6 protein-coding genes and 2 rRNA genes are annotated in these 7,718 nt (G+C 68.9%); 3 read left to right on the top strand and 5 right to left on the bottom strand.

Translation table 11 applies throughout. The features are described 5' to 3' along the window. The 3 genes from H295_RS0136255 to H295_RS0136245 all read left to right on the top strand — a co-directional run. Window positions 1-100: ribosomal RNA gene (locus H295_RS0136255) — 23S ribosomal RNA — on the top strand; the annotation flags it as partial. A gap of 69 nt (window positions 101-169) precedes the next feature. After that, window positions 170-286, top strand: a 5S ribosomal RNA gene (gene rrf, locus H295_RS0136250). 69 nt (window positions 287-355) lie between these two features. Then, entirely contained in the window at window positions 356-901 is a 546-nt protein-coding gene (locus tag H295_RS0136245; RefSeq protein WP_028810067.1) for a GNAT family N-acetyltransferase, read from the top strand. Window positions 902-915: 14 nt separating this feature from the next. Here H295_RS0136245 and H295_RS0136240 read toward each other — a convergent pair whose 3' ends face one another. From H295_RS0136240 to H295_RS0136220, 5 genes are read right to left on the bottom strand one after another with little or no spacing between them, the layout of a single operon-like run. After that, complete coding sequence (locus tag H295_RS0136240; protein WP_020140255.1) at window positions 916-2,475, bottom strand: type IV secretory system conjugative DNA transfer family protein; 1,560 nt, start codon at window positions 2,473-2,475, stop codon at window positions 916-918. Window positions 2,476-2,491: 16 nt separating this feature from the next. Further along, window positions 2,492-3,907, bottom strand: a complete 1,416-nt coding sequence (locus H295_RS0136235; RefSeq protein WP_020140254.1) for an ATP-binding protein — start codon at window positions 3,905-3,907, stop codon at window positions 2,492-2,494. A 10-nt stretch (window positions 3,908-3,917) separates the two neighbouring features. Further along, window positions 3,918-5,477: an SCO6880 family protein gene (locus H295_RS0136230; protein WP_020140253.1), complete on the bottom strand. Its 1,560-nt coding sequence runs from the start codon at window positions 5,475-5,477 to the stop codon at window positions 3,918-3,920. Continuing rightward, a complete protein-coding gene (locus tag H295_RS0136225) occupies window positions 5,474-6,799 on the bottom strand; it encodes a hypothetical protein (protein WP_020140252.1) in 1,326 nt (441 codons plus the stop codon). The genes H295_RS0136230 and H295_RS0136225 overlap by 4 nt, the downstream gene beginning before the upstream one ends. Then, window positions 6,789-7,619, bottom strand: a complete 831-nt coding sequence (locus H295_RS0136220; RefSeq protein ID WP_020140251.1) for a hypothetical protein — start codon at window positions 7,617-7,619, stop codon at window positions 6,789-6,791. The genes H295_RS0136225 and H295_RS0136220 overlap by 11 nt, the downstream gene beginning before the upstream one ends. Between the last annotated feature and the right edge of the window lie 99 nt (window positions 7,620-7,718).

Raw genomic sequence — 7,718 nt, 5'->3', positions numbered from 1 at the left:
GGGTTAAGGCTCCCAGTAGACGACTGGGTTGATAGGCCGGATCTGGAAGCCCAGTAATGGGTGGAGGTGACCGGTACTAATAGGCCGAGGGCTTGTCCATATTTGCTCGCGTCCACTGTGTTAGTTCTGAGGCAACGACCGTGTCTTATCCGGTCTAATCTCATAGTGTTTCGGTGGTCATAGCGTGAGGGAAACGCCCGGTTACATTCCGAACCCGGAAGCTAAGCCTTACAGCGCCGATGGTACTGCAGGGGGGACCCTGTGGGAGAGTAGGACACCGCCGAACAAATTTTGAGAAAACCCCCGTTCCATTCGGAACGGGGGTTTTCTGTTTTTCCGTACTACTGTGGTCGGCATGAATTATGTGATTCGGTCCGTTCGTGCTGATGAGTGGGCTGCCGCCAAGGCTCTGCGGCTGGAGGCGCTTCAGGATCCTGTCGCGCCTCTTGCCTATCTGGAGACCTATGAGGAGGCCCTTGGCCGGCCTGATTCCTTCTGGCAGGAGCGCACGGCCTCCGGCGCGGAGGGGGCGGACGGGGCGCAGACGGTCATCGCCGAGGCGCCTGACGGTCAGTGGGTCGGGATGGTGACCGTGCTGATCGAGGAACCCGGTACCACGGACTGGGCCGGGTTCCCCGTGGAGCAAAAGCAGGGGCATCTCGTCGGTGTCTTCGTGCGCCCCGAGGAGCGGGGCAGCGGGCTCACCGACGTGCTGTTCGACGCGGCCCTGGAGTGGGCCTGGGCGCACGGGGCCGAGCGGGTGCGGCTGATCGTGCACGAGGACAATGCGCGGGCGCAGCGGTTCTATCGCAGGACGGGGTTCGTGCCGAGCGGTGTGGTGGTGCCGCTCGCGGAGGCTGCCGGGGAGTCCGAGTTGGAGTTCGTGCTCGAACGCTCGTGAGAACGCTCGTGCACTTACACGGGCAGTTCGGCGTCCGGCCAGCGGGTGCGGGCCTGTTCCCGGGAGCGGAGCAGGGCCAGGGTCGGCAGGCCGCGGTCCGCTCCGGTGGCCAGGAGCTCCGGCAGCTGGGGAAGCGGGGCCACGGCTGCGACGTCGTCCAGGACGAAGGTCAGTGGTGGGTCGAGGCGACCGGCGGATGACCGTTCGGCCATGCGCCGGCCACGCTCGACCACGCTGGAGGCGAGAGCCGTCAGAAGGGGCATCGCGCCAGGGTTGGTCCTGGGGTCCTCGATGGATTCGCCGACCAGATAAAGCGTTCCCGCTTCGTGGACGAAGGAATCCAAGGCAAGGGCATCATTTCGGTTGGGAGTGCATGCCTCGCGGATGTTGACGGTGAAGAGGGCGGAGAGTGCCCGTGCCGTCAGTTCCTGGGCGATGTCCCTGCGCTCCGGGTGCCCTGTCAGGGCTGCTTCTAGTTCGCCCGCGGAGCCGGGGGCGGCCTTCGGGTGGGTGCGAAGGGTTCGTACCGCGTCCTGGATCTGGGTGCCCTGGCACCAGCGGTGGACGTGGCGGATGGTGCGGGACTCCAGGGCGGCGGCGTGGAGGTAGCTGCGCAGGAGCGTTTCGGCCACGTCGGTGACGGCCTGGTCGATCTTCGCGGTGGGGCGGACGGGGGCGAGGAGGGCGGTGGCTCTGGCCTTCGCGGTTTCCTTGTTCTCGCAGCCGGTTGTCGGTGACCAGTGGAGGCGGGCCGGGGTGTCGCAGAGGTGGGTGGGGTCGTAGACGTGGACCGGGCCGAGTTTGGCTCGGGCGTCCTTGGTGTCCTGCCAGAGGGTGGGGTTCGAGGTGACTACGAGTGCGGGGCCCTCGGCGTCTCTGATGGTCTGGGTGGCGGTGGTGTGGCGGGTTGCCCTGGGGGCGTAGAAGATCGCGCCTTCGGCGCGGGATGTTTCCCACCCGCCCACCCGTTCACCGTTGGACAGAGAAGTGGGCAGATTGGCCGTCGCGGGCGTTGTACGGAGTGGCTCTGCGGGATGGGGGAGCCCGGGCGGGGCGCTCGCCGTTGAGCTCAGTGGATCGCCCGGCGGGGCTGAAACGGTCGGCGCCTGCTCCGCGGATGGTCTCGGGGCCGGTACCTCGTGCACCGGTTCCGGAGCTCTACGGCGTTCCCTTGCCGCCAGCTTTTCCGCTTTCGTTCTCGCCCGTACCGCTCTCCAGCGGGCCAGGGTGCCCATCACGAAGATGGTCAGGACGACCAGGATCATCAGCTGGCCGATCAGCAGGCCCCAGACCAGGCCGTAGCCGGAGAGCTGGGTGGGCGGGGTGTCGGGCCAGGCGCCCGGGATGTCCTGGGGGTGGCCGATGAGGTGGCGCATGGCCAGGGGGGTGCGGGTGAAGGTGACGGACCGGGGCCAGTGGCCGTGGGTGAACAGGCCCGCCAGGCCCGTCGCCGTCCAGACCAGCAGGGTCATGCCGACGAGGAAGGCGAGTATGCCGACCAGGAGGCCGTCCGGGATGCCTCCCTGGGCCTCCCGGGCTTCGCGAGGGTCCCGTCGGCGGTCGTCCGGTCTCACCACTGTCCGCCCCCTTCTACGCCACCGTCGACTCGGAGTCGCCCATGTGCTGTTCCACGAAGGCGGCCGCCCTCTCCTCCGCCTCCAGTTCGGCCGCGCGCAGGGCGTCGTCGGCGAGTTCGCGGTCCGCGGAGGACTCCGTCATCGCGCGGTCGGTGAAGACCAGTGGCCGTTCCGTCTCGGTGACCAGGTGTTTGACGACCTGGACGTTGCCGTTGACGTCCCAGACGGCGATGCCGGGGGTGAGGGAGGGGATGATCTCGACGGCCCAGCGGGGCAGGCCCAGGACGCGGCCCGTGGCCCGGGCCTCGTCGGCTTTCTGGGCGTAGATGGTGCGGGTCGAGGCCATCTTGAGGATCGCGGCCGCTTCCTTCGCCGCTGCTCCGTCCACCACGTCGGACAGGTGGTGGACGACCGCCACGAAGGACAGGCCGAGCCGGCGGCCGAACTTCAGCAGGCGCTGGAAGAGTTGGGCCACGAAGGGGCTGTTGATGATGTGCCAGGCCTCCTCGACCAGGAAGATGCGCTTCTTCCGGTCGGGGCGGATCCAGGTGTGTTCCAGCCAAACGCCCACGATCGCCATGAGGATGGGCATGGCGATGGAGTTGCGGTCGATGTGGGACAAATCGAAGACGATCAGCGGCGCGTCCAGATCGATGCCGACCGTGGTCGGGCCGTCGAACATGCCGCGCAGGTCACCGTCGACCAGGCGGTCCAGGACCAGGGCGACATCGAGGCCCCAGGCGCGTACGTCCTCTATGTCGACGTTCATCGCCTCGGCCGACTCGGGCTCGGGGTGCCGTAGCTGCTCCACGATGTCCGTGAGGATCGGCTGGCGTTCGACGATCGACTCGTTGACGTAGGCGTGCGCGACCTTGAGGGCGAAGCCGGAGCGCTCGTCGAGGCCGTGGCCCATCGCGACCTCGATGATGGTCCGCAGCAGGGCGAGCTGGCCGGTCGTGGTGATCGCCGGGTCCAGCGGGTTGAGGCGGATGCCCTGGTCCAGGGCGGCCATCGGGTCGAGCCGGATGGGAGTTATCCCCAACTCCTGCGCGATGAGGTTCCATTCACCGGCGCCGTCCTCGCCCTGGGCGTCCAGGACGACGACTTGGCGGTCCCGGAAGCGCAACTGCCTTAGGACGTAGGTCTTCTCGAGGGCCGACTTGCCGTTGCCCGACTCGCCCAGGACCAGCCAGTGGGGGGCCGGGAGCTGCTGGCCGTAGAGCTGGAAGGGGTCGTAGATGTAGCCCTTGCCGGAGTAGACCTCGCGGCCGATGATCACGCCCGAGTCACCGAGGCCGGGCGCGGCGGTCGGGAGGTAGACCGCCTGCGCCTGGCCGGTGGACGTGCGGACCGGCAGGCGGGTCGTCTCGACCTTCCCGAAGAGGAAGGACGTGAAGGCGTCGGTGAGGACGGACAGCGGATCCCGCATGCTTGGTCCCCTACTTTCGGATGCCGGTGGCGAACGGAAGCGTGTTCACGAAGGCGCGGTGGTGCTCGCGGTCGCACCACTCCAGCTTCAGGTACGACTTTCCTGCCGAGGCCCGGATGGTCCGCTTGTCGCGGGCCAGGGCCTCGGGGGAGCGGGAGGAGACGGTGATGTAGCCGACCAGGTTGACGCCGGCCGCGCCGCTCGCGAGGTCCTCGCCGCGCTGGTCGAGGCGGGAGTGGGCGGCCACGTCACGGGGGTCGATCGTGCGGTTCATCTTGGCCGCGCGGGACGCCTCCGCCTCGTCGTTGGTCTTCTCGGTCAGCATGCGTTCGATGGCGATCTCGGTGGGTTCGAGGTCCATCGTGACGGCGACCGTGCGGATGACGTCCGGGGTGTGCACGAGCAGGGGTGCCAGGAAGTTGACGCCGACCGGGGTCATCGGCCACTCCTTGACCCAGGCGGTGGCGTGGCACCAGGGCGCGCGGGTGGAGGACTCCCTCGTCTTCGCCTGGAGGAACGTCGGTTCCATGGCGTCGAGTTCGGCCGGCCAGGCGTTGCGCTGGGTCATCGCCTGGATGTGGTCGATGGGGTGGTCGGGGTCGTACATGGAGTGGATGAGCGACGACAGCCGGCCCTGGCCGAGCGGCTGGCGTACGCGGATGTCGGCCTCCTGGAGGCGCGAGCAGATGTCGGTCAGCTCGCGGGCCATGACCACCGCGAGACCGGCGTCCCGGTCGAGCCTGCGGCCGGACTGGGGGCGGGCCGCGCGGGCCATCGCCTGGGCCTCGGCGGCGAGTTCGCGGGTGTAGTGCATGCAGGCGACCAGGTACGCGCGGTGCTGCTCGCTGCTGGTGGACACCATCGACTGGAGTTGGTCGTACGACGACTGGAGCCAGGGCAGCGCTTTGTCGTCCCCGCGTACGGCGACGTCCTTGGCGTGGGCGTCGGGGTCGGCGGGGAGGGTGCGGGCGAGCATCTGGAGGCGGGTGACGAAGCCGTCGCCGTTGGCCACGTGCTTGAGGAGGGTGCCGAAGCGGTCGACGAGGGCTTCCTGGTCCTCGGAGTCGCGCAGGCCGACGCCGGGGCCCTCGATCTCGATGGCGGCGGTGACGGTACGGCGGTCCGCGTGCAGGAGGACGGCGATCTCGTCGGGGCCGAACGGGGCGGCGAGCCAGTTGATGCGGCCGATGCCGGGGGGCGGGCCGACCTCGACCTCGCGGCCGTCGGCGTGGGTGCCGGCTTCCATGACGGAGGAGCGGTAGGTGGTGCCCTGGCGCAGGGTGCGCTTGTAACTGCGGTTGATCTCGAACCACTTGTAGAAGGTGCGGCGCTTGTACGGCACGTAGACCGCGGCGAGCGCGACGAGCGGGAAGCCCATCAGGAGCACGATGCGCAGGGAGAGCACCGGGACGAGGAGCCCGCACATCATGCCGAGGAACGCGCCCACGATGATGAGCGCGATCTCGCCCGACTCACGGTTCCTGCCGACGATCGCGTTCGGCCGGGCGCGGCCGATCAGATATGTCCGGCGGGGCGTGACCGCATGCGACACGTGGGACTCGGTCGTCAACGCCCGTCACCTCCTGTGCTGTTGCTGTTGCGGGTGTTGCTGGCGTGCGGGGTGTTCACCGGGTTGCCGGCGCGGGGAGCGGGAGCGGCGGAGGGGACAGATCCGCCGCCTCCGTTCGGGGTGCGCGAGCTGTGGGCGGCGACTCCGCCGGACGCCGGGTTGCTCGGGCGGGCGCCCGAACCTCCGGAGGCCTGACCGTTGTTGTCGGCCCGGGAGCTGTGGGTCTTGATGCCCTGGGCGACGAGGGTGGCGGGCGAGCTGATGACGGCCGCCGCCTTGCCTTCGGCGCCCTGCATGATGCGGTTGTTGCGGGAGCCGGCGATCTCGTCGCCGAAGCCGGGGACGAAGCGGTAGATCATCGCGCTGGCGAAGATGGCGAGCAGGATGATGGCGAGGCCGGAGACGACAGCGGAGAAGGCGTCGGGGCCGTCGTCGGAGGAGAGCGCGCCGGCGAGGCCGAGGACGATGACGATCACCGGTTTGACCAGGATGACGGCGATCATGATGCCGGCCCAGCGGCGGACGTGGCCCCAGAGGTTCTTGTCGACGAGGCCGGCGTAGACGACGGTGCCGAGGAGGGCGCCGACGTAGAGGAGGGCGGCGCGGATCACGAGCTCCAGCCAGAGGACTCCGGCGGCGAGGATGCTGACCAGGGAGACGACGATCAGCATGATGGGGCCGCCGCCGATGTCGTTGCCCTTCTGGAGGGCGCCGGAGAAGGTGCCGAAGAAGGTGTCGGTCTGGTCGCCGGTGGCTTTCGCGAGGACTTCTGAGACGCCGTCGGTGGCCGAGACGACGGTGTAGAGGATGAGGGGGGTGAAGGCGGAGGCGAGGACGGTGAGCCAGAGGAACCCGATGGCTTCGCTGAGGGCGGTGGAGAGGGGGACGCCTCTCACTGCGCGCTTGGCGACGGCGAGCAGCCACAGGAGGAGGGTGAGGATGGTGGAGGCGGCGAAGACGACGGCGTACTGCTGGAGGAACTTCTGGTTGGTGAAGTCGACGTTGGCGGTGTCCTTGACGGCGTCGCTGAGTTTGGTGATGGTCCAGGCGGCGGCTTTGGCGCAGCTGTTGGCCAGCGAGGACATGGGGTCGAGCGTGGTGGTGGGGTCGTCGGTGATCGACCCTCCGCTCGACTTGTTGCTGCGGTCGCTCTCGCACAGCGCCTTGGAGGCCCCGCTGAGGAGACGACAGGCGTCGTTGCTCGCCGAGGGCGTCGGGGTGGGCGAGGGGACCGCGAAGGCGCGGGTCGCCAGCAGCACGGTCGCGCTCTGTACGGCGGTGACCGCGGCGGCGGCCTTGAGCACGTAGCGACTACCGGGCATAGGTGAACCCTCCGTACTCATCGACAGCCTTTGCCATTTCGTCGGCGCTGGAGGCCTGGTCGTCGCCGGGGACGGGCGCCGGGCCTGCCTTCTGGGACTGTGTGGCGACCTTCCAGTCGCCGGAGACCCATTCGAGCTGCATGGTGATGGTGAACCAGCTGTTGGTGACAGGGTTCGTGGAGTTCTCGCCCGCCATGCCGAGCAGCCCGCTGCACCAGACCTCGACGGTCACGCTGTTCTGGGCGGACGCGGTGACCTTGGTGCCGATGGGACTCGTACGGGACACGAAGGTGGAGCCGGCGGGTGCGGAGCCGTCGTCGTTCAGTCCGACCGTCTTGTTGAAGGCCGGCGTGTAGGCCTGGTCGAGGGTCGATCGGAAACCTGCAAGGCGCGCCGGGGCGATGACGGTCTGGAGGATCGCGTCGCGCTGGGCCTTGTTGAACATGTCGGCCGCGCCCAGCGCCACCGCGTAGTTCGCCGCGGCGCTCTGGGCGCCCTGCGTGTCGTGCGCGTAGCCGGTGGGGATCGCACCCGAGGTGCTCTTCACGGGCTTGGTGCCGCTCGGGGCCGTGGAGGAGCTCTTCGGTTCGCCCCCCGCCCCCGTCCCCGTCGCCGTCGAGTCCGAGGCGTTGTCGCCGCGGTTCGCGAAGGCGATTGCTGCGATCAGGAGGACGATGACGCCTACGACGGTGACGAGGCTTCTGGAGGAGGAGCGGGGGGTGCGGCGGGCGCCGCCGTAGACGTCGCCGGGGCGCTCGGGGTAGCGGGTGCGGGTCTGGCCCGTGCCGCCGTAGCCCTCGTGGTCGTCGTCCGGACTCATGCCGCTCACGCCCCCTCGACGTCGTACGAAAACCCGTAGGAGTACGACGGTAGCCGCGCTGGTTCCCGCGCGGGTGCGGTGTGGTGACTCGACATCAGG

It is taken from the genome of Streptomyces sp. 351MFTsu5.1, assembly GCF_000383655.1.
GTDB classification, from domain to species: Bacteria; Actinomycetota; Actinomycetes; order Streptomycetales; family Streptomycetaceae; genus Streptomyces; species Streptomyces griseorubiginosus.
The sequence above is the reverse complement of the archived record's forward strand: the minus strand, read 5'-3'. Positions and strand labels throughout refer to the sequence as shown.

What these genes read in the sequence shown, in the direction of transcription:
- H295_RS0136245 (WP_028810067.1), top strand. Translation starts at nt 356, where the DNA reads ATGAATTATGTGATTCGGTCCGTTCGTGCTGATGAGTGGGCTGCCGCC.
- H295_RS0136235 (WP_020140254.1), bottom strand. Translation starts at nt 3,907, where the DNA reads ATGCGGGATCCGCTGTCCGTCCTCACCGACGCCTTCACGTCCTTCCTC.
- H295_RS0136225 (WP_020140252.1), bottom strand. Translation starts at nt 6,799, where the DNA reads ATGCCCGGTAGTCGCTACGTGCTCAAGGCCGCCGCCGCGGTCACCGCC.
- H295_RS0136220 (WP_020140251.1), bottom strand. Translation starts at nt 7,619, where the DNA reads ATGAGTCCGGACGACGACCACGAGGGCTACGGCGGCACGGGCCAGACC.